The sequence below is a fragment of the Aeromicrobium ginsengisoli genome (assembly GCF_004134905.2).
Taxonomy (GTDB): Bacteria; Actinomycetota; Actinomycetes; order Propionibacteriales; family Nocardioidaceae; genus Aeromicrobium; species Aeromicrobium ginsengisoli.
Window position 1 is genome coordinate 906,221 of record NZ_SDPQ02000003.1, and the last position, 23,326, is coordinate 929,546.

At 68.6% G+C, this 23,326-nt stretch carries 20 protein-coding genes; 10 read left to right on the forward strand and 10 right to left on the reverse strand.

The features are described 5' to 3' along the window. Positions 1–46: 46 nt before the first annotated feature. Genes ESP70_RS17660 through ESP70_RS17675 form a run of 4 tightly spaced genes read left to right on the forward strand, consistent with a single transcriptional unit; the run spans position 47 to position 3,529 of the window. On the forward strand, positions 47–1,147 hold the full coding sequence (locus ESP70_RS17660; RefSeq protein WP_246162078.1) for a DUF1214 domain-containing protein: 1,101 nt from the start codon (positions 47–49) through the stop codon (positions 1,145–1,147). Beyond that, a complete protein-coding gene (locus ESP70_RS17665) occupies positions 1,144–2,298 on the forward strand; it encodes a sulfotransferase family protein (RefSeq protein WP_149690602.1) in 1,155 nt (384 codons plus the stop codon). Before ESP70_RS17660 ends, ESP70_RS17665 begins: the two co-directional genes overlap by 4 nt. Next, positions 2,295–3,071 (forward strand): SDR family oxidoreductase, encoded by a 777-nt coding sequence (locus tag ESP70_RS17670; protein ID WP_149690603.1) that lies wholly within the window; start codon positions 2,295–2,297, stop codon positions 3,069–3,071. Before ESP70_RS17665 ends, ESP70_RS17670 begins: the two co-directional genes overlap by 4 nt. Beyond that, positions 3,068–3,529: an SRPBCC domain-containing protein gene (locus tag ESP70_RS17675; RefSeq protein WP_149690604.1), complete on the forward strand. Its 462-nt coding sequence runs from the start codon at positions 3,068–3,070 to the stop codon at positions 3,527–3,529. The genes ESP70_RS17670 and ESP70_RS17675 overlap by 4 nt, the downstream gene beginning before the upstream one ends. A gap of 55 nt (positions 3,530–3,584) precedes the next feature. Here the strand turns inward: ESP70_RS17675 and ESP70_RS17680 are convergent, their stop codons facing one another. From ESP70_RS17680 to ESP70_RS17690, 3 genes are read right to left on the reverse strand one after another with little or no spacing between them, the layout of a single operon-like run. Beyond that, complete coding sequence (locus ESP70_RS17680) at positions 3,585–5,141, reverse strand: succinic semialdehyde dehydrogenase (protein ID WP_149690605.1); 1,557 nt, start codon at positions 5,139–5,141, stop codon at positions 3,585–3,587. Continuing rightward, positions 5,138–6,757, reverse strand: coding sequence for a GMC family oxidoreductase (locus ESP70_RS17685; RefSeq protein WP_149690606.1), 1,620 nt, complete (start codon positions 6,755–6,757; stop codon positions 5,138–5,140). The genes ESP70_RS17680 and ESP70_RS17685 overlap by 4 nt, the downstream gene beginning before the upstream one ends. A 15-nt stretch (positions 6,758–6,772) precedes the next feature. Beyond that, on the reverse strand, positions 6,773–7,936 hold the full coding sequence (locus ESP70_RS17690) for a steroid 3-ketoacyl-CoA thiolase (RefSeq protein WP_149690607.1): 1,164 nt from the start codon (positions 7,934–7,936) through the stop codon (positions 6,773–6,775). A 102-nt stretch (positions 7,937–8,038) separates the two neighbouring features. Between ESP70_RS17690 and ESP70_RS17695 the strand changes: the two genes are divergently transcribed. After that, positions 8,039–9,283, forward strand: a complete 1,245-nt coding sequence (locus tag ESP70_RS17695; protein ID WP_149690608.1) for a cytochrome P450 — start codon at positions 8,039–8,041, stop codon at positions 9,281–9,283. 70 nt (positions 9,284–9,353) lie between these two features. Here the strand turns inward: ESP70_RS17695 and ESP70_RS17700 are convergent, their stop codons facing one another. The 3 genes from ESP70_RS17700 to ESP70_RS17710 form a co-directional block, all read right to left on the reverse strand. Continuing rightward, positions 9,354–10,520, reverse strand: coding sequence for a thiolase domain-containing protein (locus ESP70_RS17700; RefSeq protein ID WP_149690609.1), 1,167 nt, complete (start codon positions 10,518–10,520; stop codon positions 9,354–9,356). Continuing rightward, a complete protein-coding gene (locus ESP70_RS17705) occupies positions 10,517–11,575 on the reverse strand; it encodes a thiolase domain-containing protein (RefSeq protein WP_149690610.1) in 1,059 nt (352 codons plus the stop codon). Before ESP70_RS17705 ends, ESP70_RS17700 begins: the two co-directional genes overlap by 4 nt. 82 nt (positions 11,576–11,657) lie before the next feature. Next, complete coding sequence (locus tag ESP70_RS17710) at positions 11,658–12,614, reverse strand: Zn-ribbon domain-containing OB-fold protein (protein ID WP_149690611.1); 957 nt, start codon at positions 12,612–12,614, stop codon at positions 11,658–11,660. An 80-nt stretch (positions 12,615–12,694) separates the two neighbouring features. On the opposite strand from ESP70_RS17710, the gene ESP70_RS17715 reads away from it, so the two are divergent. The 3 genes from ESP70_RS17715 to fadD8 all read left to right on the forward strand — a co-directional run bounded on the left by ESP70_RS17715 (position 12,695) and on the right by fadD8 (position 15,650). Next, positions 12,695–13,156, forward strand: a complete 462-nt coding sequence (locus ESP70_RS17715; RefSeq protein ID WP_149690612.1) for a nuclear transport factor 2 family protein — start codon at positions 12,695–12,697, stop codon at positions 13,154–13,156. A gap of 76 nt (positions 13,157–13,232) precedes the next feature. Then, complete coding sequence (locus tag ESP70_RS17720) at positions 13,233–14,081, forward strand: SDR family oxidoreductase (protein ID WP_149690613.1); 849 nt, start codon at positions 13,233–13,235, stop codon at positions 14,079–14,081. Beyond that, complete coding sequence (gene fadD8 / locus ESP70_RS17725) at positions 14,082–15,650, forward strand: fatty-acid--CoA ligase FadD8 (RefSeq protein ID WP_149690614.1); 1,569 nt, start codon at positions 14,082–14,084, stop codon at positions 15,648–15,650. It abuts the gene before it with no gap. Between the two features lie 74 nt (positions 15,651–15,724). On the opposite strand, the gene ESP70_RS17730 is transcribed toward fadD8, so the two are convergent. Next, the gene (locus ESP70_RS17730) at positions 15,725–16,519 is read right to left on the reverse strand and encodes a crotonase/enoyl-CoA hydratase family protein (protein ID WP_149690615.1); all 795 of its coding nucleotides are present in this window, start codon (positions 16,517–16,519) and stop codon (positions 15,725–15,727) included. Between the two features lie 47 nt (positions 16,520–16,566). Here ESP70_RS17730 and ESP70_RS17735 point away from each other — a divergent pair, with 47 nt between their 5' ends. Next, positions 16,567–18,201 carry an acyl-CoA synthetase gene (locus tag ESP70_RS17735; protein WP_149690616.1) on the forward strand — a complete coding sequence of 545 codons (1,635 nt, stop codon included), beginning with the start codon at positions 16,567–16,569 and terminating at the stop codon, positions 18,199–18,201. Further along, positions 18,191–19,288, forward strand: coding sequence for an NAD(P)H-dependent flavin oxidoreductase (locus ESP70_RS17740; RefSeq protein ID WP_149690617.1), 1,098 nt, complete (start codon positions 18,191–18,193; stop codon positions 19,286–19,288). Before ESP70_RS17735 ends, ESP70_RS17740 begins: the two co-directional genes overlap by 11 nt. A gap of 106 nt (positions 19,289–19,394) precedes the next feature. On the opposite strand, the gene ESP70_RS17745 is transcribed toward ESP70_RS17740, so the two are convergent. The 3 genes from ESP70_RS17745 to ESP70_RS17755 are packed head-to-tail and all read right to left on the reverse strand — an operon-like array spanning position 19,395 to position 23,271. After that, a complete protein-coding gene (locus ESP70_RS17745; RefSeq protein ID WP_149690618.1) occupies positions 19,395–20,999 on the reverse strand; it encodes an AMP-binding protein in 1,605 nt (534 codons plus the stop codon). Beyond that, entirely contained in the window at positions 20,996–22,078 is a 1,083-nt protein-coding gene (locus ESP70_RS17750; protein WP_149690619.1) for an acyl-CoA dehydrogenase family protein, read from the reverse strand. The genes ESP70_RS17745 and ESP70_RS17750 overlap by 4 nt, the downstream gene beginning before the upstream one ends. 8 nt (positions 22,079–22,086) lie before the next feature. Beyond that, positions 22,087–23,271: an acyl-CoA dehydrogenase family protein gene (locus tag ESP70_RS17755; protein WP_149690620.1), complete on the reverse strand. Its 1,185-nt coding sequence runs from the start codon at positions 23,269–23,271 to the stop codon at positions 22,087–22,089. Positions 23,272–23,326: the final 55 nt, after the last annotated feature.

Here is a 23,326-nt window from a genome sequence, read left to right on the forward strand (position 1 = left end):
TTGTCCGATGTGTGCGAAACTGGTAGAACGTGTTCTAGATTTCACCGTGGAGGTGCCAACAGTGGGGCAGAACGGCGACGGGGCCGCAGAGGTGTCCTCCGGGCAGGCATGGACCGATTTCTGCCGTGCGCTGGAGCAGGCGGGCGAGGTCATCTTGCGCGACACCGCGCCCGACACACCTCTTGATCGCGCCGAGGGCTACCGCTACCTGACCCGTCTGTTGCGGGAGATGCTCTACACGACGGTCGAGAACGCCGACCCCGACTTCCCGAGGCTGCACGAGCTCGACCGGGTCAAGCTCGGCGCCGACAACCCCGACAACGTCTACCTGTCGGCCAACATCCGTGGCGACCGGACGTACCGGATCACCGGGACCCGCGGCTCGATCGCCTACTTCAGCATCGGGTCCAAGGCCAACCGCTACGCGATCGACGGGACGATGGCGTCGACCGGCGAGATCTCCGACCGCGACCTCGTGGTGGAGCCCGACGGCACCGTCGAGATCGTCGCGAGCGCCACGCCGCACGACAAGAACTGGCTGCCCCTGGCCCCCGACTCGACCGGTCTCGTGGTCCGCCAGACGTACCTCGACCGTACGACCGAGGTCCCCGGCCAGTGGCGCATCGAACGGATCGGTGACCCGATCGAGCGCAAGGAGCTCGACCCGGCTCACCTGGCCAAGGCGCTCGCCACGGCGGCCTTCTCGCTGCACGGCACCGCGGCGCTGTTCGCGAGCTGGACCGAGATGTTCATGACCCGCCCCAACGAGATGCCTGACTTCGGCCAGGAGATGTTCCAGAAGGCCGGCGGCGATCCCGAGATCTTCTACCTGCACGGCTACTGGACGCTCGAGCCCGGGCAGGCCTGGGTCATCGAGACCGAGGTGCCGGACTGCCCCTACTGGAACTTCCAGCTCGACAACTGGTGGATGGAGTCGCTCGACCACGAGCGCACGATCACGATCAACAAGCACACCGCGACGCTTGACGACGGCCGGCTGACGATCGTGGTCGCCGACAAGGATCCGGGCTGGGGCAACTGGATCGACACCTGTGGCCACACGAGCGGGACGGCGTTGCTGCGCTGGCTCGGCGCCGACCACCACCCCTTGCCGGAGTGCAAGGTCATCGACCTGGAGGCACCATGACCACTGCCGAGACCGCCCGCGCGCTCGACGTCGACGGGTTGCTCGCCGCAGCCCGCGACAAGACCGGGCTCCACGACTACGGCGACGACTGGTTCGTCGAGCCGCTCTCGGTGCTGACGAACGCGCTTGCCGACGAGGCCAACCTGTCGGACCTCGGCCTCGACCTGACCCGTCGCCGCCTCGTTGCGTCGCTGGCCGACCGGCTGCGGCTCAAGCAGCTGCAGGCCGAGCACCCCGCGATCCTCGACGAGGAGGTCGTGGTCGCCGCCGAGATCTGCGGCCTGCCACGTACGGGCTCCACCCTCCTGCATCGCCTCCTCGCGTCGTCGCCGGAGGTCACCTCGACGCTGTCGTGGGAGACGTCGTACCCGCTCCCGTTCCCCGGCGAGAGCCCCGACGCGGAGCTGCGCAAGCAGAAGGCGCGCGACCGCTACGAGATGTTCCTCGAGATGGCGCCCGACTTCGGCGACATCCACACGATCGAGTGGGACGGTCCCGAGGAAGACGTCATCCTGCTCGACCGCACGTTCACCTCGATGAGCTACGACTCGTTCTACTGGGTCCCGACGTACGGACTGTGGCTGCGCGAGTTCGACCAGGCGCCGGCCTATCGCGACCTCAAGGAGTGGCTGCAGGTCCTGCAGTGGCAGAGCCCCGACCGCGACGGCAAGCCGTGGATCCTCAAGTCGCCGCACCACCTCACCGCGGTCGACACGGTGCTCGACACGTTCCCGGGCTGCAAGATCGTCATGACGCACCGCTCGCCGACCAAGGCGGTGCCGTCGTACGCGTCGATGGTCGGTGCGATCTCGTCGCAGTACAGCAACGACGTCGATCCCAAGGCGGTCGGGCCCTACTGGCGCGACCGGTTCGTCACGGCGCTGCAGGAGTACGCCGTCGTGCGCGCCGCCCGGCCTGACCGGTTCGTCGACGTGACGTTCCAGGACACCGTCTCCGACCCGGTCGGCACCGCGACGAAGGTCATGGGTGAGCTCGGGCTGCCGGCGGACCGCGAGGCCCTGGAGGCGTACATGGAGCGCAACCAGGAGCAGCGGCACGGCTCTCACACGTACACCGCCGAGGACTTCGGACTCACCGAAGCCGGGCTCGAGCAGGACTTCGCGTTCTATGAGAAGGAGCTGGCGTCATGATCCTCAAGGACGAAGTCGTCATCGTGTCGGGCGTCGGGGCCGGGCTGGGGGCCAAGCTGTCCGCGCGCGCCGCGGCCGAGGGTGCCAAGGTCGTGCTGGCCGCACGCTCTGACGGGGTCACCGGGCAGGTGGTCAAGGAGATCATCGCGGCCGGCGGCGACGCCGTCGCGGTGCAGTGCGACGTACGCAAGGAGGAGGACGTCGAACGCGTCGTGGCCACCGCCGTCGAGCGCTATGGCAAGGTCACCGGCCTGGTCAACAGCGCGTACGGGCACCCTGGCTTCACCGATCTCCTCGACACTCCCGACAAGGCACTGCGCCGGGCGATGGACATCATTCTGTACGGATCGCTGGGAATGAGCCGCGCTGTCGTCCCGCACATGACCGAGGGCGGCTCGATCGTCAACGTCGGCACGATGTCCACGCGTGTCCCGATGCGTGGTGAGGGCGGGTACGCGATGGCGAAGGCCGCCATGGGGTGCGCGTCCCAATACATGGCTCTCGAGCTCGGTGAGAAGGGCATCCGCGTCAACCAGACGATCATGGGCTGGCTCGACGGCCCCGGTGTGCGGTTCTACTTGACGATGACCGCCGAGGAGAAGGGCATCACGGAGCAGGAGGTCTACGACGACATCGCATCGCGCAACCCTCTGGGCCGGATCCCGACCGACGAGGCCTGCGCCGGCGCGATCCTCTACCTGCTGTCCGACCTGGCCTCGGAGGTCACCGGCGCGGTGCTCGACGTCAACGGCGGGGAGCACATGCCGGCATGAGCCACGTGATCACGTCGGTGACGGTGGAGATCGAGGCGCCGGCGGCGTTCGTCTGGGACGTGCTGGTCGACTACCCGCGCTATTCGGAGTGGAACCCGTACACGATAGCCGTCGAGACGAGCCTCGAGCTCGACGACCGGATCGACCTGACGCTCAACAACCCTGACGGCTCGGCCGGCACGTTCGTCAACCGCGAGTTCATCCGCATCGTCGACCCGCCGCACCACCTGCGCTACGACACCGGCGACGAGATGGAGGGCATCTTCGCGGTCCGCGACCAGTGGATCAATGAGCTCGGCCCCGATCGCTGCTCCTACTACACGACCGACACCCTCAGCGGCGAGCACGCGGGACTGGTCATGGAGCTCAACGGCGAATGGGTCCGGGCCGGCTTCGACTCCGTCGCGCACGCCCTGAAAGCCCGAGCCGAGGCCCTGATCGCCGGAGCGGTGACCTAGCGTCCACTCCAGCCGGCGAAGTGGACGCCACCTCACCGCCCCTGATCCGTACCGCCTAGCGCAGGCGGGTCTTGCGCATCCACCTCAGACCCGACTGGGTCTGCTTCGCATAGGCCTCGTACGACTGACCGGCCTTCGGCTCCATGACCTGTTTCTTGAGCAGCGCGATGTTCTGTGCGTCGGTGTACTTGAGCAGGCCCTGGTCGCCGTGACGGGCGCCGACGCCCGACTGCTTCAGGCCACCGGACGGTGAACCTTTCGAGGCGTACGCCGTGGCCAGGATGTCGTTCACGTTGACGTTGCCCGAGTCGATGCGCCGGGCGACGGCGAGGCCGCGCTTGACGTCCTTGCTCCAGACGCTGGCGTTGAGGCCGTAGTCGGTGTCGTTGGCGAGGGCGATCGCCTCGTCCTCGGTCGAGAAGCGGTAGAGCCCGACGACCGGACCGAACGTCTCGGTCGAGCCGGCGAGCATGTCCTTGGTGACGCCCTCGAGGATCGTCGGCTCGTAGAACGCCGGGCCGAGGTCGGGGCGCGCCTTGCCGCCGGTCAGCACCGTGGCGCCCTTGGCGCGAGCGTCGTCGACGTGCGAGGCGACGCGGTCGCGGTGATCGACCGAGACGAGCGAACCGATGTCGGGGCCGAAGTCGTACGTGGCACCGATCTGCATCGCCTCGGTGGCGGCGACGAACTTGTCGCGGAACTCGTCGTAGATCGAGTCGTGGACGTACAGGCGCTCGATGTGCATGCAGATCTGCCCGGAGTTGCCGAACCCGCCGAACAGCGCCGCGTGCACGGCCTCGTCGACGTTGGCGTCCTCAAGCACCAGCATGGGGTTCTTGCCGCCGAGCTCGAGGCACGCGCCGATGAGGTGCTTGCCGGCGAGCTCGCCGATGATCCGGCCGGTGGCCGTGGAGCCGGTGAACATGACGTAGTCGGCGTTCGCCAGCATCGGTCCGCCGACGTCGGGTCCCTCGCCGCAGATGACCTGCACGAGGCCCTTGGGCATGCCGGCCTGCTCCAGGAGGCGTACGCCGAACAGAGGCGACAGTGCGGTCTTGTTGTCGGGCTTGACCACGACGCCGTTGCCCGCGATCAGCGCCGGGATCGTGTCGGAGATGCCGGTCGCGAACGGGAAGTTCCACGGCGCGATGATCGCGACGACGCCCTTGGGGCGCCGCACCTCGGTCGAGTGCGACAGCACGGGGATCGGACCAGCGTGCTTGCGGTCCTTGAGCACCGACGGCGCACGCTTGATGTAGTGGCTCGTGCCCATCGGCACGTCGCAGGACTCCTCGAACGCCATGCGCCGGTTCTTGCCGCTCTCGGCCTGGATGAGGTCGGTGATGAGGTACTGGTTGTCGAGCACGAGCGCATGGAACTTCTTGAGGACCTTGAGCCGCTTGCGCAGCGGCCACGAGCCCCAGATCTGCTGTGCCGTGCGAGCGGTGTCGAAGGCCCGCTCGATGTCGGCCGGCGACGACTGCGGCAGCTCGACGAGCAGGTCGCCGGTGTAGACCTCCGTCAGCTTCCACGTGTTGCCGGTGGTGCCGGGTACGCGCTGGACGAGGCCGTCGAGGAACTCCGGCGTCAGGCTCGCAGGTCGTTGCGTCATCGGAGCACCAGCTCCGCGCACTTGTCGCCGATCATGATCGACGGGGCGTTCGTGTTGCCGCCGATGATCGAGGGCATGATCGACGCGTCGGCGACCCGAAGGCCGTCGATGCCGCGCACGCGGAGGTCCGGCCCGACGACAGCTCGCTCGTCGACGCCCATCCGGCACGTGCCGACACCGTGATAGACCGTCGTGGCCCGGTTGAGGACCTCGGCCTTCATGTTGGCTGCGTCGTACTCCGGGCCGGGGTGCAGCTCGGCGGTGACGTTGTTGCCGAAGGCGGCCGACTTCATGATCTCCCTGATCATCTCGACGCCCTCGGCAAGGACCTGCTGGTCGCCGGGCTCCGCGAGGTAGTTCATGTCGATCAGCGGTGCCGCCGACGGGTCGCTGGACGCGAGCCGCAACGTGCCGCGGCTGCGGGGATAGATGAGCGTCGACATCACGGTCAGCGCGCGCCGCTTGTCGACCTTGTGACGTACGGGTGCGTCCTGGTTGGGCGACGGGTACGCCCAGGGCAGCACGTGGATCTGCAGGTCGGGCACGTCGGTGGCCAATGACGTACGGACGAAGCCGACGGTCTCGAAGACCGAGTTCTCGAGGAACGAGTGGCCGACCGTGAGCTCCTTGGCGAGTCCGCGGGCGAAGTAGGACGCCTTGCCGCGGTGCACGGCGTTGGGCATGATCCACGTGGTCGGTACGAAGAGGTGGTCGTGCAGGTTGTCGCCCACGGGAAGGTCGGCCTTGACCTCGATGCCGTGCTCGGCGAGATGCGCGGCCGGGCCGACGCCTGACAGCATCAGGATCTGCGCCGAGCCGAACACGCCGGCCGAGAGGATGACCTCCTTGCCGGCGCGGATCGTCCGCCGCTCGCCACCCTTGTCGGTGACCTCGACGCCGGTCGCCCGGCCGTTCTCGATCACGACCTTGCGGACGAGGACCTCGGGCTGCACCTGGAGCGTCGGGACGTCGCCGTTGGTGATGTAGCCGCGCGACGACGAGTAGCGCTTGCCGCCGAGCGCACTCTGCTGGAAGTGGCTGATTCCCTCCTGCTCGGCGGCGTTGTAGTCCTTGAGGATCTTGACGCCGAGGGTGTCCGCGGTGGCCTGCTCGAACTGCTCAGAGGCCTCGGTCCGCTGGGTGTGCCGGGTGACCTTGATCGGGCCGCCTGCGCCGCGGTAGTCGTTGGCACCGTCCTCGAAGTCCTCGACCCGCTTGTAGACCTCGTTGACCGAGTCGGCGTCCCAGCCGGTGTTGCCCTCGGCCGCCCAGGAGTCGTAGTTGGCGCGGTTGCCGCGTACCCACAACAGCCCGTTGATCGAGCTCGATCCGCCGACGACCTTGCCGCGGGTCTGCGGGATGACGCGGTTGTTCATGTGCTTCTGCGGCGTCGTGTAGTAGCCCCAGTCGACGCGCTTCTTGATGTTGGGGTCGGCGTGCATCGGCCCGATCATGCCGGGCTTGGTGACCAGCATCGAGGTGTCCTTCTTGCCCGCCTCGAGCAGGATCACCGACGCACCGGACTCGGCGAGTCGTGAGGCGGCGGCGGCCCCCGCACTGCCGGCCCCGACGACGACGTAGTCGGCTTCGTCGCGCAGTGTCTTCTTGTCGGTCATGGCAGTCCTTCTGGGTCAGATGCGTTCGATGATGGTGCCTGACGCCTGCGCGCCCCCGGCGCACATCGAGATCAGGGCGGTGGTCGCGTCACGGCGCTCGAGCTCGTGCAGGGCCGTGGTCAGCAGGCGGGTGCCGGTCGAGCCGACGGGGTGGCCGAGCGCGATGGCGCCGCCGTTGACGTTGATCTTGTCCTCGGGCACGGCATGCACCTTGGCCCACGACATCACGACGCCGGCGAACGCCTCGTTGACCTCGCAGAGGTCGATGTCACCGATCGACATACCGGTGTCGGCGAGGAGCTTCTCGGTCGCCTGCACGGGACCGTCGAGGTGGTAGTACGGATCGGCGCCCACCAGGCACGAAGCCACGATGCGGGCGCGGGGCTCGAGCCCGAGGGACGCGGCGAGGTCGGAGTCCATGAGCAGCAGTGCCGAGGCGCCGTCAGAGATCTGGGACGAGGTTCCGGCGGTGTGCGTACCGTCGGGCAGCACGGGCTTGAGCCCGGCGAGGCGTTCGAGGGAGGTCTCGCGGATGCCCTGGTCGGTGTCGACGAGCTGCGTGTCGCCGGTGTCCTGGCCGTCCTCACCGAGCACCGGCGCCTTGATCGCGAAGATCTCGCGGGCGAACCGTCCCTCATCGCGTGCGGCCGCGGCCTTCTCCTGCGACCAGAGCCCGAATGCGTCGACCTCGGCGCGGGAGAAGCCACGATCGCGGACGATGCGGTCGGCGCCCTCGAACTGGTTGGGCAGGTCGATCGACCAGCCGTCGGGGCGGGGGGAGCCCGTGCCGGCGGGGACATTGGCACCAAGGGGTATGCGCGACATCGACTCGACGCCGCAGGCGATGCCGGCCTTGATGAGCCCGGCGCCGATCATGGCGTGCACGAGGTGCGTGGCCTGCTGCGCCGACGAGCACTGGGCGTCGATCGCGGTCGACGCCGTGGCATTCGGGAGGCCGGCGTGCATCCACGCGCGGCGCACCATGTTGTTGGACTGCTCGCCGGCCTGCGTCACGCAGCCGCCGATGACCTGCTCGACGAGATCGGCCTCGATGCCGGCGCGCGAGATGACCTCGGACTGCGTCATGCCCAGCAGCACGGCGGGGTGGAGGCCGGCGAGCACGCCATTCTTCTTGCCCAAGGGCGTGCGGACAGCATCGACGATCACGGGGGTACCCATGGGGTAAAACTAGAACACGTTCTCGTCTTGCACAAGCCTTCCGAATCGCCGCAACTCGTGTCAGGATGAACTAGAACGTGTTATAGAAATCTAGGAGCCCATGTGACCGCGTCGCCCGCTGCCCCCGCCATTCCCGCCGGTTTCGACCCCACCGACCCTGACCTCTGTCAGACGGGTGTGCCGCTCGACCAGTTCGCGGAGCTGCGGCGCACGGCCCCGGTGTGGTGGGTCGAGCAGTCGCCCGAGTCCCGCGCCGGCTTCAACGGCGAAGGTTTCTGGGCGATCAGCAAGCACGCCGATGTCGCCGCCGTCTCCAAGAACAGCAAGGACTTCTCCAGCCAGGAGAACGGCGCGATCATCCGGTTCGCGCCCGACATGACCCGCGAGCAGGTCGAGCTGCAGGGCATCATGCTGATCAACCAGGATCCGCCGGACCACACCAAGATCCGCCAGATCATCAGTCGTGGCTTCACGCCCCGCTCGATCAACGCGCAGCACGACGTGCTCGTCCAGCGCGCCAACAACATCGTTGACGAGGCCATCGCCAAGGGCTCGGGTGACTTCGTCAACGAGGTCGCGTCGGAGCTGCCGCTGCAGGCGATCGCCGACCTCATGGGCGTGCCGCAGGAGGATCGCGGCAAGCTCTTCGACTGGTCCAACACGATGATGTCGTTCGACGATCCCGACTTCGAGGGCAACCCGGACGAGGCTGCTGCCGAGATCCTGGTCTACGCCATGGGCCTCGCGGAGGAGCGCCGCAAGAACCCTCAGGACGACATCATCACCAAGCTCATCACCGCCGACGTCGACGGACACGGCCAGCTCGGCGAGGACGAGTTCGGCTACTTCGTCATCATGCTGGCGGTCGCCGGCAACGAGACCACCCGCAATGCGATCACGCACGGCATGAACGCGTTCTTCCAGCACCCCGACCAGTGGGAGCTGTGGAAATCCGAGCGCCCCTCCACGATGGTCGACGAGGTCATCCGCTGGGCGACCCCGGTGACGACGTTCCAGCGCACCGCGATCAACGACGTCATGGTCGGCGATGTCGAGGTCAAGAAGGGCGAGCGTGTGGGCCTCTACTACGCCAGCGCCAACCACGACGAAGAGGTCTTCACCGACCCCAACACGTTCGACATCACCCGCAGCCCCAACCCGCACCTGTCGTTCGGCGGACACGGCGCGCACTACTGCATCGGCGCCAACCTGGCCCGGCTGGAGGTCGAGATCATGTTCAACACGCTCGCCGACCGGCTCCCCGACATCAAGCAGCTCGGCGAGGCCAAGCGCCTCCGCCACGGCTGGATCAACGGCATCAAGGAGCTCCCGGTCCAGTACGTCTGACCGACCCCGGCGCCTCGCCGGTCGAGTAGGCGGCCTCACCACTCGACCGGCGAGGTGGTCGACCACCGACTCAGTGAGTCGGCTTGTCGGCTCCGACGACCCACATCGCGAAGAACTGGGAGCCGCCGCCGTACGCGTGGCCCAGGGCCTTGCGGGCGCCGTCGACCTGGTGCTCGCCGGCCTCGCCCATGACCTGCAGCGCCGCCTCGCCGAAGCGCAGCATGCCGCTGGCGCCGATCGGGTTGGACGACAGGACGCCGCCGCTCATGTTGACGGGGATGCGGCCGCCGATCGCGGTCTCGCCGGCCTCGGTGAGCTTCCAGCCGCCACCCTGCTCGGCGAACCCGAGGTTCTCGAGCCACATGGGCTCGAACCACGAGAACGGCACGTAGATCTCGGCGCAGTCGATCTCGTCGATCGGCGACGTGATGCCGGCCTGCTTCCAGAGCGCGGCAGCTGCCTCGCGGCCGGCGTGCGGGTTGACCTGGTCGCGCTCGGCCGCTGTCGTGGGCTCGCTGCGCATCTGGGTGCCGTGGATCCACGCCGGATTCTTGATGCCGGAGCGCTGGACAGCGTCCTCCGACGCGATCACGAGGGCGCAGGCACCGTCGGATGACGGGCACGTCTCGTCGTAGCGGATCGGGTCCCACAGCATCTGTGACGCCATCACCGACTCGAACGTCGTGTCGGGGTTCTGCAGGTGGGCGAACGGGTTCTTGAGTGCGTTCTGCCGGTCCTTCGCGGCGACGATCGCGCCGATGTGGGTCGGTGCACCGGAACGCCGGATGTACGACCGGACGTGGGGCGCGAAGTAGCCGCCGGCGCCCGCGTGCACCGGCATGATGAACGGCACCGGGATCGACAGCGCCCACATCGCGTTGGACTCCGACTGCTTCTCGAAGGCGACCGTGAGCACGCGCTCATGGATGCCCGCCTCGACGAGGGAGGCCGCGACGATCGCGGTCGAGCCGCCGACCGAACCGGCGGTGTGCACCCGCAGCAACGGCTTGCCCGGTGCCCCCAGCGCCTCGGCGAGATAGAGCTCGGGCATCATGACGCCCTCGAAGAGGTCAGGCGCCTTGCCGATGACGATCGCGTCGATGTCGTCGAACGTCAGCTCGGCATCGGCCAGCGCGCGGTCGACGGCCTCCCGCAGGAGACCGGCCATCGACACGTCTCCGCGCTTGGCCCGGTGGTGGGTCTGGCCTACGCCGACCACGGCAGCGAGAGTCGTCATGAACGGGCCTCCATCGTCATCACGAGATTCTGTTGCAGGGCGGGGCCTGAGGTGGCGTGGGCGAGAGCGCGCTGGGAGCCGCCTGACCACACCTGTCGGGCGGCTTCGCCGATCCGGTTGAGTCCTGCGGTGAACATCGGGTTGGCGGTGAGCGCCCCGCCCGACGGGTTGATCCGTACGTCGTCGCCCAGGCCGAGGGCCGAGCCGAGGATCAGCTCCTGGTGGGAGAACGGAGCGTGCAATTCGGCCAGGTCGACCCCGTCGACACCAGCGGCGGCGCCAGCGGCAGCGGTGCTCGTCGAGACCGTGAGGTCGCGGCTGTTGAGGGCGCCGGGCTCGATGCGGTGCTCGAACCCGGTGATCCACGCCGACTGTCCGGGGAACCGGTCGAATGCCGGGGTGTCGGCAGCCGAGATGACGATCGCCGCGGCGCCGTCAGAGACCGGGGCACAGTCCCACCGGCGCAGCGGATCGGCATACATCGGCTGCGCCAGGACGTCCTCGACAGTGGTCGTCCTCGACCGGATCGCGTGCTCGTTGCCCGTGGCGTCGCTCATCGAGCGGGCGACGACGGCCGCCATCTGCTCCTCGTCCCAGGCGCCGCCCTCCAGGCCGGCGCGGGCTTGCAACCCCGCCACCGACACGGCATCAGCCCACAGCGGGGTGACCGTATAGGGATCCATCTGCAGCGACATGACGCGACGGAGCTGGCCGGCGCTCGACTTGCCGAAGCCGTAGACCAGCGCGGTGTCGACGAGCCCGGTCTGGATCTTGACCCAGGCTTCATACAGCGCCCAGGCAGCGTCCATCTCTACGTGCGACTCCATGACCGGCGGCAGCGCACCGATCGCGTCGACCGCCGAGACGAACGAGAACGCCCGCCCGGCGAGGTAGTCGCTCGACCCGGAGCACCAGAAGTCGATGTCGGACTTGGTCCAACCGGTCTGCTCGAACAGTTCGGCGAAGATCGGGACGAGCAGCTCCACGCACGTGGGGGAGCCGTCGAACTCCTTCATCTGGCGCTGGGCGAACCCAACGATCGCTACGTCTCTCATCCTGCCGACACCTCCGTGGAAAGGGCACGGTACGGATGAGTCGGCAGGAACCCTGCCTCGTGGTTCGTTCGCTGACGCTCTCTCACAGGTGCACCTTGTATGTCTCGAAGTCGGCGTCCGGTTCACCCGTCGGCTCGAAGTGGCTGATGTTGGCGATCGTCGTGCCCCATTCGTCGCGTGGCTTCCACACCGCCTTGACCCGCAGGCCCATGCGCACGTCCGCGGCGTCGATGCCGAGGATCAGGTGCAGGAACGCGATGTCGGCGCCGTCGAGGAGGACGTAGGCCGACACGTACGGAATCGGGATCTGCTGGCCGGTGAACGGCACGTTGACGATGCAGAACGTGGTGACAGTGCCGCGGTCGGCGACCTCGACCTCGTCGGTGGTCGGCACACCGTCGACGGGGCAGGCACCACGCGGCGGGACGTAGACCTTCTCGCACACGGGGCAGCGCTGGCCGATGAGCTTGCCGTCGGCCAGGCCGCGGAAGAACTTCGACTCCTCCGGCGAGGCGGCGTAGTCGTACGAGAGATTGACCGGGGCGATGATGCCGTTGACGGCCTCGCCCTCGGGTCCGGGGACTGTCGCAGGGCCGTCGCCCTCGGGCTCGAACCAGCGGATGTCCGTGATCGCTCCGACGGTCTCCTCGGCCCACACCGCGCGTACACGTTGGCCGGTCGCGATCTGATCCGGCGCCTCAACCGCGACCGCGTGCAGCAGCGGCCGGTCGGTGCCGTCGAGGACGATCTGGGCGAACGCGAACGGCTTGTCGAGCGGCTGCCCGGGCACGGGTTCCGGCACCCAGACCCAGCTCTGCACGACGCCCTCGCTGCCGACCGGCACCAGCTCGGTGATCGGGTCGTACGTCTGGGGGTCGAACTCCGGCGGAGGCACGGCGACGGTCCCGTCGGCGAGCTTCCCGCCGAGGATCTGGCGCCGCTTGAGGCCGGTCATGAACTCCGAGAGGGTGGGGCCGAGCGACCGGGTGTAGTCGAACTCGACCTTCATGGGTGCGTGCAGGGTCCCGACGTCAGTCATGCGACAAAGTGAAACATGTTCTAGTTTTGGCGGCAAGGGGAGATCTACCTCAAAAGTAGAACGTGTTCTACAATCGCGACATGATCTCGTCCGACGCCATCACCTGGAACGCGCCCAACGACCCGCATCCGGCCCGCGCCGCCTCGCAACGCTCCTACTCCGCCGTCGCCAAGGGTGACCTCGACGAGTGGCTCACGGTCTATGCCGAGGACGCGGTGATCGAGGACCCGGTCGGTCCGTCGATGTTCGACGCCGAGGGCAAGGGCCACCACGGCCATGACGGCATCCGCGCGTTCTGGAATGCCGCGATCGCGCCTGTCGACCGGTTCGACTTCGAGATCAACGACTCGTTCGCGAACCCCGAGGGCAACACCTGCGCCAACATCGGCCGGATCAGGACGACGTTCGCGGACGGCAGCTACAGCACGACCGACCTGATCATGGTCTACGCCGTCAACGACGACGGACGAGTGGCCTCGATGAAGGCCTATTGGGAGCCCGAACGTGCGATGGCGTCGTTCACGAAGGGGGATCAGGCATGAGCGAGCGCCAGCGAGCGAACAAAGGGGCTGTCATGCCATCGCCTTCATATCGTTGGTTTCTCAGGAAGGTGATGGCATGACGGTGTTCGGAGAGAACGTCCTCGAGGGCAAGGTCGCGTACGTCGCCGGTGGCACGCGCGGCTTCAACCTCGCGATCGCCAAGCGCTACGCCGAGCAGGGCGCCAAGGTCGTGGTGATGAGCCGCGACGTCGAGCGCTGCGCGTCGGCGGCCAAGGAGATCCGCGAGGCCGGTGGCGAGGCGCTCGGCCTTCCCGCCGACGCTCGCGACTACGACCGCATCGCCGAGACGATGCAGGAGACCGCCGACACGTTCGGCGGCATCGACATCGTGGTCGCCGGCCAGGCCGGCAACTTCTATGCTCCGGCGCTCGGGATGTCGTCCAAGGCGTTCCAGTCCGTCGTCGACATCGACCTCATGGGCACGTTCAACCTCTACCGCGCGAGCTTCGAGCACCTCCGCGCCCCTGGCGCCTCGCTGATCGCGATCACGGCACCGGAGGCGGTCAAGCCGCTCGCGTTCCAGAGCCACGTCTGTGCGTCCAAGGCCGCGGTCAACATGCTGACCAAGTGCCTCGCGATCGAGTGGGGACCCGCGGGCGTACGCGTCAACGGCATCAGCCCCGGCCCGATCGAGGACACCTGGGGCATGGACAACGTGATCGCGACGATGCCCGGCATCAAGGAGACCATCACGGCGTCGACCCCGCTGCGCCGCTGGGGCACGCACGCCGACATCGCCGACGCGGCGCTGTTCCTCGCGTCGGACGCCTCGTCGTACGTCACCGGCACGATCCTCGACGTCGACGGCGGCATCACGATCAACACCGTGGGCGCATCGGAGCGCGACGCGATCAACTTCAAGGACGATCCGCGGGTCAAGGGCCCGGGCAAGGGAGCACGCTAGATGACACTCGATCGGGACATCCACCGCGGACCGCACTCGGGGCAGATGCTCCTCGACTCGCTCAAACGACACCGCGAGGCCTCGGTCCTCCAGCTCGGTGACCGCAACATCACGGGCCAGGAGATGGCCGACGAGATGAGCCGGTACGTCCGCGCGCTCGAGGACCTCGGTGCCGGGACGGGTGCGGCGGTGGGCCTGCTCGCCGCGAACCGGCCGGAGGTGCTGTTCCTGATCGGTGCCGGCCAGACGCAGGGCTATCGGCGTACGGCGCTGCACCCGCTCGGCTCGCTCGACGACCACGCGTACGTGCTCGACGATGCCGGCGCGACCGCGCTGATCGTCGACAACATCCCGACGTTCCTCGAGCGGGCGGAGGCGCTGCAGGAAAAGGTGCCGTCGCTGACGACCGTCATCACGATCGACGACCTCGCTGCCAAGGCCGCGACGTACGACATCCAGCCGCTCGTCGCCAAGGACCTGCCGCCCGACCACGTCGTCGGCGTCACCTACACGGGCGGCACGACCGGCAAGCCCAAGGGCGTCATCGGCACGGCCTCGAGCATCGCCGCGATGACCCAGGTGCAGCTCGCCGAGTGGGAGTGGCCCGAGGCGCCGACGTTCCTCATCTGCACGCCGCTGTCGCACGCCGGTGCCGCGTTCTTCGCCCCGACGGTCGCCAAGGGTGGCCGGCTGGTCGTGCTGCCGGGCTTCGACCCGGCGACGGTGCTGCGCACGATCGAGGAGGAGCGGATCACCGCGACGATGCTCGTGCCGAGCATGTTGTACGCCCTGATGGACCACCCGGACTCGCACACGCGTGACCTGTCGAGCCTCGAGACGGTCTACTACGGCGCGGCGGCGATCAACCCCACGCGGCTGGCCGAGGCGATCGACCGGTTCGGCAAGATCTTCGCCCAGTACTTCGGCCAGTCCGAGTGCCCCATGGTCATCTCCTACCTCGCCAAGGCGGACCACACGCCCGAGCGGCTCGCGAGCTGCGGGCGGCCCAGCGCGTTCCTGCGCACCGCGCTGCTCGGCGAGGACGGCCAACCCGTCGAGCCGGGGCAGCCCGGCGAGATCTGCGTCGCCGGACCCGTGCTGGCCGGCGGCTACTGGAACAAGCCCGAGGAGACCGCCGAGGCGTTCCACGACGGCTGGCTGCACACCGGCGACGTGGCGCGGGAGGACGAGGACGGGTTCTGGTACATCGTCGACCGCATCAAGGACATGATCGTCAGCGGTGGCTTCAACGTCTTCCCGCGCGAGGTCGAGGACGTCGTCGCCGAGCACCCCGCAGTCGCCCAGGTCGGCGTGATCGGCACGCCGCACGAGAAGTTCGGCGAGGCCGTCACGGCGATTGTCGTGCTGCGCGAGGACGCGAAGCGTGATGGCCGGTCGGTTGCCGACCTGAAGGCCGAGATCCAGGCGCTGGTCAAGGAGCGCAAGGGTGCCGTGCAGGCGCCCAAAGAGGTCATCGTCGCGGACTCGCTGCCGCTGACCCCCCTCGGCAAGCCCGACAAGAAGGCCCTGCGCGCCAAGTTCTGGACCGGCGACAGGGCCGTCGGCTGACCGACCGAGATGTGGATCCTGGTGCACCACGGCCACGCTCGGCGTGGTGCATCAGGATCCAAACCTCGGCGCGCTCAGCGACCCTGGAACTGGGGGGCTCGGCGCTCGGCGAACGCGCGGGGGCCCTCCTTGGCGTCCTCGGACGCGAACACCGCGGCACCGACCTCGGCGTCGGCCTTCCAGCAGTCGTCCTCGTGCTTGCCCTCGGAGTCGCGGATCGTCTTGAGCACGGCCTGCACCGCGAGTGGCCCGTTCGCGGCGATCATGTCGGCGATCTCGTGCGCCTTGGCCAGCGCCTCGCCGTCGGGGACGACGTGCCCGATCAGCCCGATCTCCTTGGCCTCCGGCGCCTTGATGTGCCGGCCGGTCAACAACAGGTCGGCCGCGACGGTGTACGGAAGCTGGCGCGGGAGGCGTACGGCTGAACCGCCGAGGGGATAGAGCCCCCACTTCGGCTCGGACACGCCGAACCGCGCGGACTCGCCGGCGACGCGGATGTCGGTGGCCTGCAGGATCTCGGTGCCGCCGGCGATCGCGGGGCCCTCGACGGCGGCGATGAGTGGCTTGGTCAGCCGGAAGCCCTTGAGCAGCGGCTTGATGATCGTGGGGTCGAACTCGCCGGACTCGAACTTGTCCGACGGCGACGAGGACGACATCGACTTGAGGTCCGCGCCGGCGCAGAAGTAGCCGCCAGCACCGGTCAGGATCACGACCTTGACGTCGGGATCGGAGTTGGTCCGGTCCCAGGCCTCGCCCATGATCTGGAGCATCTCGCCGGACAGGGCGTTGCGCGCCTCCGGACGGTTCATCGTGACGACGAGGGTGTTGCCTTCGAGCTCGACGAGGCAGTGGGCAGCGTTGGTGGACATGAGGGAGAGCGTAGTCAAAAACGAGAACGTGTTCTAGTCTTGGGCTCATGCCACTGAACATTGCCGACTTGTTCGAGCACGCCGTCGACGCCGTACCCGACCGTCCGATCCTCCAGGTCGGGCCTCGCAAGCTGACCTACGCCGAGCTGGAGGCGCAGTCCAACCAGCTCGCACATTTCCTCTCCTCCCAGGGCATCGGCAAGGGTGACCACGTCGGGATCTACGCCAAGAACAGCCTCGAGCACGTCGTGGCACTGCTGGCGATCTTCAAGATCCGCGCGGTCGCGATCAACGTGAACTACCGCTACGTCGAGAACGAGCTCAGCTACCTCATCGAGAACTCCGACATGGTCGCCCTGCTGCACGAGCGCCCGTACGCCGGCATGGTCGCCCGTACGGTGCCGCAGCACCCCGCCGTCAAGACGATCGTGGCGATGCCCGACCCGACGGACCCCGACAGCGATGCCGACCTGACGCCGTTCGGCGGCATCACCTGGGACGAGGCGCTGGCCGGCCAGAGCGCCGATCGCGACTTCGAGGCGCGCAGCGGCGACGACCTCTACATCGTCTACACCGGCGGCACGACGGGCTTCCCCAAGGGCGTCATGTGGCGCCACGAAGACTTCTGGCGCGTGTTGGGCGGCGGCATCGACTTCATGACCGGCGAGCGGATCGAGGAGCTCACCCAGTCCGAGAACGCCAAGACGACCGACCCGATGGTGACGTTCCCGCTCAGCCCCCTGATGCACGGTGGCGCACAGGCCGCGATGTTGATGCACCTGTTCGCGGGCCACCTCACGATCCTCGAGCCGACGTTCAACGCCGACGAGACCTGGCGCATCATCGACCGGGAGAAGGTGCAGCTGATCTTCATGACCGGTGACGCCATGGCGCGACCGCTCATCGAGGCGTACGGGGCCGGCAGCTACGACGGCAGCTCACTCGTCGCGATCGCCAGCAGCGCCGCGATCTTCAGTCGGCCGGTCAAGGAGGTCTGGATGAAGGCGTTCCCCAACGCGTTCTTCACCGACTCGATCGGCTCGTCAGAGACTGGATTCTCCGGCACCGGCCTCCAGGACAGCGACAACATCCAGGGCCAGGGCCCCGTCGTCGCGCTCGGCGCCGAGACCGTCGTGCTCAACGACCACAACCAGCCGATCGACCCGGCCAGCATCGGCGCGATCGGCCGGCTAGCTCGCTCCGGCAGCGTGCCGCTCGGCTACTACCGCGACGAGGAGAAGTCGGCGCGTACGTTCCTCGAGGTCGACGGCGTCCGCTACTCCGTGCCGGGCGACTACGCCCGCATCGAGCAGGACAACAAGGTGACGCTGCTCGGCCGTGGCTCCAACTGCATCAACACCGGCGGCGAGAAGGTCTACCCCGAAGAGGTCGAGATGGCGCTCAAGAGCCACCCCGACGTCTATGACGCGCTCGTGGTCGGCCTGCCCGACGAGAAGTGGGGCCACCATGTCTCGGCGGTCATCCAGTCGCGCTCCGACGAGCCGCCCACGCTGGAGGACCTGCAGACGCACCTCCGCACGCTGCTGTCGGGCTACAAGCTGCCCCGCTCCGTCGCGTACGTCGAGGAGATCCCGCGCACCGCCACGGGCAAGGCCAACTACCCGGCGGCCAAGGACATCGCCGAGGCCGCGCACCAGGGAGCTGTCGCTGATGCGCACTGAGCTCTGCGACCGCTTTGGGATCCAGTACCCGATCTTCGCCTTCACCCCGTCCGAGCACGTCGCCGCGGCCGTCTCGCGCGCCGGTGGCCTGGGCGTGCTCGGCGCCGTGCGTTTCAACGAGGCTGACGAGCTCGACCGCACCCTCGACTGGCTCGACGACAACACGGACGGCAAGCCGTACGGCGTCGACGTCGTGATGCCGATGAAGGTGCCGACCGAGGGCAAGGCCATCGACCTCAAGGCGATGATCCCCGACGAGCACATCAGCTTCGTCGAGCGCACCCTGCAGCAGCTGGGCGTGCCGCCGCTGCCCGAGGGCGAGGGTCGTGACGGCGTCCTGGGTTGGCTGCACTCCGTGGCCCGGTCGCACGTCGACGTGGCGCTCAACCACCGACCCGTGCTGATCGCCAACGCGCTCGGCTCGCCGCCCAAGGACGTCATCGACCAGGCGCACGCGGCCGGCGTGCAGGTCGCAGCGCTGGCCGGAGCGGCGAAGCACGCGCTCTCGCACGTGGCCAACGGCGTCGACATCATCATCGCCCAGGGCTACGAAGCCGGCGGGCACACCGGTGAGATCGCCAGCATGGTGCTGACACCGGAGATCGTCGACGCGGTCGGACCCGACGTCGCGGTGCTCGGTGCCGGCGGCATCGGTCGCGGCCGTCAGGTCGCCGCGTCGCTCGCACTCGGCGCTCAGGGCGTGTGGACCGGGTCGGTGTGGCTCACGACCGAGGAGTACCAGAACCTCAACACCAACGCCGGCATGACCGAGGCGTTCCTGCGGGCATCGAGCGCCGACACCGTGCGTACGCGCATCTACACCGGCAAGCCGGCCCGTCTGCTCAAGACCAAGTGGACGGAGGCATGGGACGAGGAAAAGGCACCGTCGCCGCTGCCGATGCCGCTGCAGAACTTGCTGGTCGCCGACGCGCACAGTCGCATGAACTCCGCCGGCAATCCTGACGTCATCTCGATGCCGGTGGGCCAGATCGTCGGCTCGATGAACGAGGTCCGTCCCGTCGCTGAGGTCATGGCCGATCTGATCAACGAGTACGAAGAGACCGTCAAGCGCCTGTCGTCGCTCTAGGCCCGCCATCCGCTGGGGCGGTGGGTTGGTCGCCTGTCCGAGGGTTCGATGGGCGAGCAGGTCACCGCCCGTCGAAGGGATGGGCGACCAGGTCACCGCCCAGCACCTAGGCGTACGTCGTGCCGCGCTCTTCTCGGGTCCAGGTCGCTTCGGCGATGCCGGCAGCCGTGAGGTCGCGGTGCAGCACCTTGTGCGTCGCCGTACGCGGGAGGTCGTCGACCAGGCGTACGTAGCGAGGGCGCGCCTTCGGCGACAGGTCGGCCTGCTCGTCGAGGAACTCCTCGAAGCCCGAAGGTCCCAGCTCACCGCGCAGCACCAGTGCCGCCGCCACCTGGTCGCCTGACCGCTCGTCCGGCACGGCGTAGACCGCCGCCTGGTCGATCGCGGGGTGCCGCAGCAGGATCCGCTCGATCGGGGCGCACGCGAGGTTCTCTCCGTCGACCCGGAGCCAGGCGGCCGTACGCCCGGCGAACCAGACCCACCCCTCGGCGTCGCGGTAGGCGAGATCGCCCGACCAGTACATGCCGCCGCGCATCCTCTCGGCGGTCGCCTCGTCGTCGTTGTAGTAGCCCGCGAACTGGCCGGCGCCGGTGGTGTTGACGAGCTCGCCGACGCACTCCTCGAGGTTGAGCACCTGCCCGTCGGGGGCGAGCTCGGCGCGTGGGCACTCGGCGCCGGTCTCGGGGTCGAGCACCGCCACGCCGTCGCCCGGCCAGCCCAGCGCTCCGGCCGGCGTGCCCTCGATCCGGCTGACAATGACGGCGTTCTCGGTCGACCCGAACCCGTCGACGACCACGCAGCCGAACCGCTCGCCGAACGCGCGGATGTCGCGGTCACCGGCCTCGTTGCCGAACACCAGCCGCAGGGGGTTGTCCGCGTCGTCGGGGCGCTCCGGAGTGGCCAGCACGTACGTCAGGGGCTTCCCCACGTACGACGCGTAGGTGGCGCCGAACCGGCGTACGTCGGGCAGGAACTCCGACGACGAAAACTTCTCCCGCAGGGCGACCGCGGCACCGGTGACGAGCGCCGGCGCCCACCCGGCCATCACCGCGTTGGAGTGGAACAGCGGCATCGCGACGTAGTGCACGTCGTCGGCAGTCAGCCCGAACCGTTCGCTGAGGTACGCCCCGGGGTGGGTCACCTTCTCGTGCGTGATGCGCACCGCCTTGGGTCGGCCACTCGTTCCTGACGTGAAGATCAGCATGAAGAGCGACTTGTCGGTCATTGAGCTCTGGGGGTCCCCCCAACGAGAAGGGCGTAGCCGTTGGGGGAGCGAACTGACGGACGTCGCTTCGACGCGCTCAACGACCCCTACCGCACCCGCCCAGTCGGCACTGTCGGTGTCGATCACCTGGATGCCGGGCAGGTCGAGGCCTGCCAGGAGGTGCCGCTGCGTCGCATCCGTCAGCAGGACCTGCACGTCCGCCCGCGCGAGGTCGGCGACGATCGCCTCGCCGCGCCGGGTGCTGTTGATCCCGACGGCGACGTGCCCGCCGAGACCCGCAGCGGCGAGGCCGAGGAGCATCTCGGCGGTGTTGTCCATCAGCAGACCGACGTGCGGCGGGCGCTCCGGGTCGAGCAGCCGACCCAGCGCCGCAGCTCGCGCCGACGCATCCGCGACGAGCTCCCGCCACGTCCACGTACGTTCGCGGGTCAGCAGTGCCGGGGTGTCCTGGTCGGCACGGGCCAGGAGAAGGTCCCGAATGGTCACGCGGGCCCGGCGGCGAGGAGCCGGCCGAGGCGCAGCGCCTGCTCCGTCGCTCCGCCGTACTCCTGCTCGTAGCGCGTTGCCGCGGTGAAGTAGCGGTGCGCCACACCGTCGAGGTCGACGCCGACGCCACCGTGGACGTGCACGGTCGTGTGCGCGATGCGGTGACCGGCGTCCGCCGCCCACAGCTTGGCCGTGGCGATCGCCTCTTCGGCGGGCAGGCCCTCGGCGAGCCGCCAGGCCGCCTGCCACAGCGTGAGCGCCTGGAACCTGGTGTCGATGTAGCCGTCGGCGAGACGCTGCGAGACCGCCTGGAACGTCGCGATGGGCCGGTCGAACTGCTGGCGGGTCTTGGCGTACTCCGCCGTCAGCGCGACCGCACCCTCGGTGATGCCGAGCTGGACGGCGCAGGATGCGACGGTGAGCAGGTCGACCAGGCGCGCCGCTCCGTCGATGCGCCGGTCGGCCGGCACGCGAACGTCGTCGAGCTCCACGAGTCCCGCGACGTCGCCGTCGCTGAGGTGCTGTTCCTGCACGCTGAGGCCTCTGGTGCCGGCGTTGACGAGGAACACCGCAGTGCCGTCGGCCGTCGAGGCGGTGACGAGGAACGCGGTCGCGACGGTGGCCGCGGGGACGAGGTACTTGGTGCCCGTCAGCACGTACGCCTCACCGTCGGCGATCGCCGTGGTCGTCGGCGCCGTCGGGGCATGGTCGTGCTCCTCGATGATCGCGCAGCTCAGCACGTCGGCGTCGAAGCCGATCCGCTCCTGCTCGGCGCTGCCGTGCTCGCTGAGGAAGAGACGTGCAGCGGCGTCGGTGGCCAGCGGCACCGGGGCGACCGTCCGGCCAACCTCGACGAGCACGCGGCACAGCTCGACGAAGCCGAGTCCCGCCCCGTCGTACGCCTCTGGGGTCGTGAGGCTGCGCAGCCCTGCGTCGCCGAGCGCCCGCCAGAGCACGGGGTCGAAGCGGTTGCCGGCGGCCTCGACCTCGGCCAGCCGCTCGGGCTTGGTGTGGTCGGCCAGGATCGTCGCCGCCAGCGCGGCGGCGTCGTCGGCCTCGGGGGAGAAGGTGAAGTCCATGCGATGTCCTAGCGCTGCGCGGCCGGGAGGCCGAGTCCGACGTAGCCGATGATGTCGCGCTGGATCTCGTTGGTACCGCCACCGAACGTCATCACGAGCGATGAGCGGAAGTAGCGCTCGAGCCGTCCGGCGAGCACGGCGCCGGGGGAGTCGGCGGCGATGCCGGCGGCGGGGCCGACGACCTCCTTGAGGGCGCGATAGACCTCGATCGCGAGCTCCGAGCCGTAGACCTTGATCGCCGAGGCGTCCGCCGGCGAGAGGGTGTCGATCTCGGTCGCGAGCTTCCAGCCCATCAGCGTCAGGGCATCCGTACGCGCCTGCGCCCGGCCCAGCAGGATCTGCACCCACTCGTGGTCGATGACGCGTACGCCGTAGGCGTCCTTGGTCTGCTGCGCCCAGTCGGTGACGAGCTCGATCGAGTGCACCAGCGGCGCCGACGAGGTGAGGGCGACGCGCTCCCGGTTGAGCTGGTTGGTGATGAGTGCCCAGCCGCCGCCGCGACCACCGATGAGGTTGTCGGCCGGCACGCGTACGTCGTCGTAGTAGGTCGCGCTCGTGCCGACGCCGGCGATCGTGTGGACCGGGGTGTAGGAGAACCCCTTGGCGTCTGCCGGGACCAGGATCATCGACAGGCCCTTGTGGCGCGGCAGGTCGGGGTCGGTGCGGCAGGCCATCCAGATCCAGTCGGCGTACTGGATCAGCGAGGTCCACATCTTCTGGCCGTTGATGACCCACTCGCCGGTCGACTCGTCGAGCTCGGCGCGCGTGCGGAGCGACGCCAGGTCGGTGCCGGAGCCGGGCTCGGAGTAGCCGATCGAGAAGTGCAGCTCGCCCTGGACGATCCGGGGCAGGAAGTACTCCTTCTGCTCCTGCGTGCCGTAGCGCATGATCGTCGGGCCGACCGTGTTGAGCGTCAGGTAGGGGATCGGCACGCCGGCGACGGCCGCGACGTTGGTGAAGATCAGCTCGTCGACCATCGAGCGGTTCTGCCCGCCCCACTCCTCGGGCCAGCCCATGCCGAGCCAGCCGTCGGTGCCGAGCTGGCGGATGACGTCCTTGTAGACCGTGACGTCCCCGAACTCGCCGGAGGACGCCGCGAGCGCCGCCCTTCGCTCAGGGGTGACCAGCTCGGAGAAGTAGCCCTTCAGCTCGTCACGAAGGCGAAGCTGGTCGGCTGTCAGGGCGACGTACATGTGGTAAAACTATAACGTGTTCTCGTTTTGGTCCACTGCGGCCTGTGATTTCGGA

Coding starts and splice junctions, on each gene's coding strand:
- ESP70_RS17665 (WP_149690602.1), top strand. CDS start 1,144: ATGACCACTGCCGAGACCGCCCGCGCGCTCGACGTCGACGGGTTGCTC.
- ESP70_RS17670 (WP_149690603.1), top strand. CDS start 2,295: ATGATCCTCAAGGACGAAGTCGTCATCGTGTCGGGCGTCGGGGCCGGG.
- ESP70_RS17675 (WP_149690604.1), top strand. CDS start 3,068: ATGAGCCACGTGATCACGTCGGTGACGGTGGAGATCGAGGCGCCGGCG.
- ESP70_RS17680 (WP_149690605.1), bottom strand. CDS start 5,141: ATGACGCAACGACCTGCGAGCCTGACGCCGGAGTTCCTCGACGGCCTC.
- ESP70_RS17685 (WP_149690606.1), bottom strand. CDS start 6,757: ATGACCGACAAGAAGACACTGCGCGACGAAGCCGACTACGTCGTCGTC.
- ESP70_RS17690 (WP_149690607.1), bottom strand. CDS start 7,936: ATGGGTACCCCCGTGATCGTCGATGCTGTCCGCACGCCCTTGGGCAAG.
- ESP70_RS17700 (WP_149690609.1), bottom strand. CDS start 10,520: ATGACGACTCTCGCTGCCGTGGTCGGCGTAGGCCAGACCCACCACCGG.
- ESP70_RS17705 (WP_149690610.1), bottom strand. CDS start 11,575: ATGAGAGACGTAGCGATCGTTGGGTTCGCCCAGCGCCAGATGAAGGAG.
- ESP70_RS17710 (WP_149690611.1), bottom strand. CDS start 12,614: ATGACTGACGTCGGGACCCTGCACGCACCCATGAAGGTCGAGTTCGAC.
- ESP70_RS17715 (WP_149690612.1), top strand. CDS start 12,695: ATGATCTCGTCCGACGCCATCACCTGGAACGCGCCCAACGACCCGCAT.
- ESP70_RS17720 (WP_149690613.1), top strand. CDS start 13,233: ATGACGGTGTTCGGAGAGAACGTCCTCGAGGGCAAGGTCGCGTACGTC.
- fadD8 (WP_149690614.1), top strand. CDS start 14,082: ATGACACTCGATCGGGACATCCACCGCGGACCGCACTCGGGGCAGATG.
- ESP70_RS17730 (WP_149690615.1), bottom strand. CDS start 16,519: ATGTCCACCAACGCTGCCCACTGCCTCGTCGAGCTCGAAGGCAACACC.
- ESP70_RS17735 (WP_149690616.1), top strand. CDS start 16,567: ATGCCACTGAACATTGCCGACTTGTTCGAGCACGCCGTCGACGCCGTA.
- ESP70_RS17740 (WP_149690617.1), top strand. CDS start 18,191: ATGCGCACTGAGCTCTGCGACCGCTTTGGGATCCAGTACCCGATCTTC.
- ESP70_RS17750 (WP_149690619.1), bottom strand. CDS start 22,078: ATGGACTTCACCTTCTCCCCCGAGGCCGACGACGCCGCCGCGCTGGCG.
- ESP70_RS17755 (WP_149690620.1), bottom strand. CDS start 23,271: ATGTACGTCGCCCTGACAGCCGACCAGCTTCGCCTTCGTGACGAGCTG.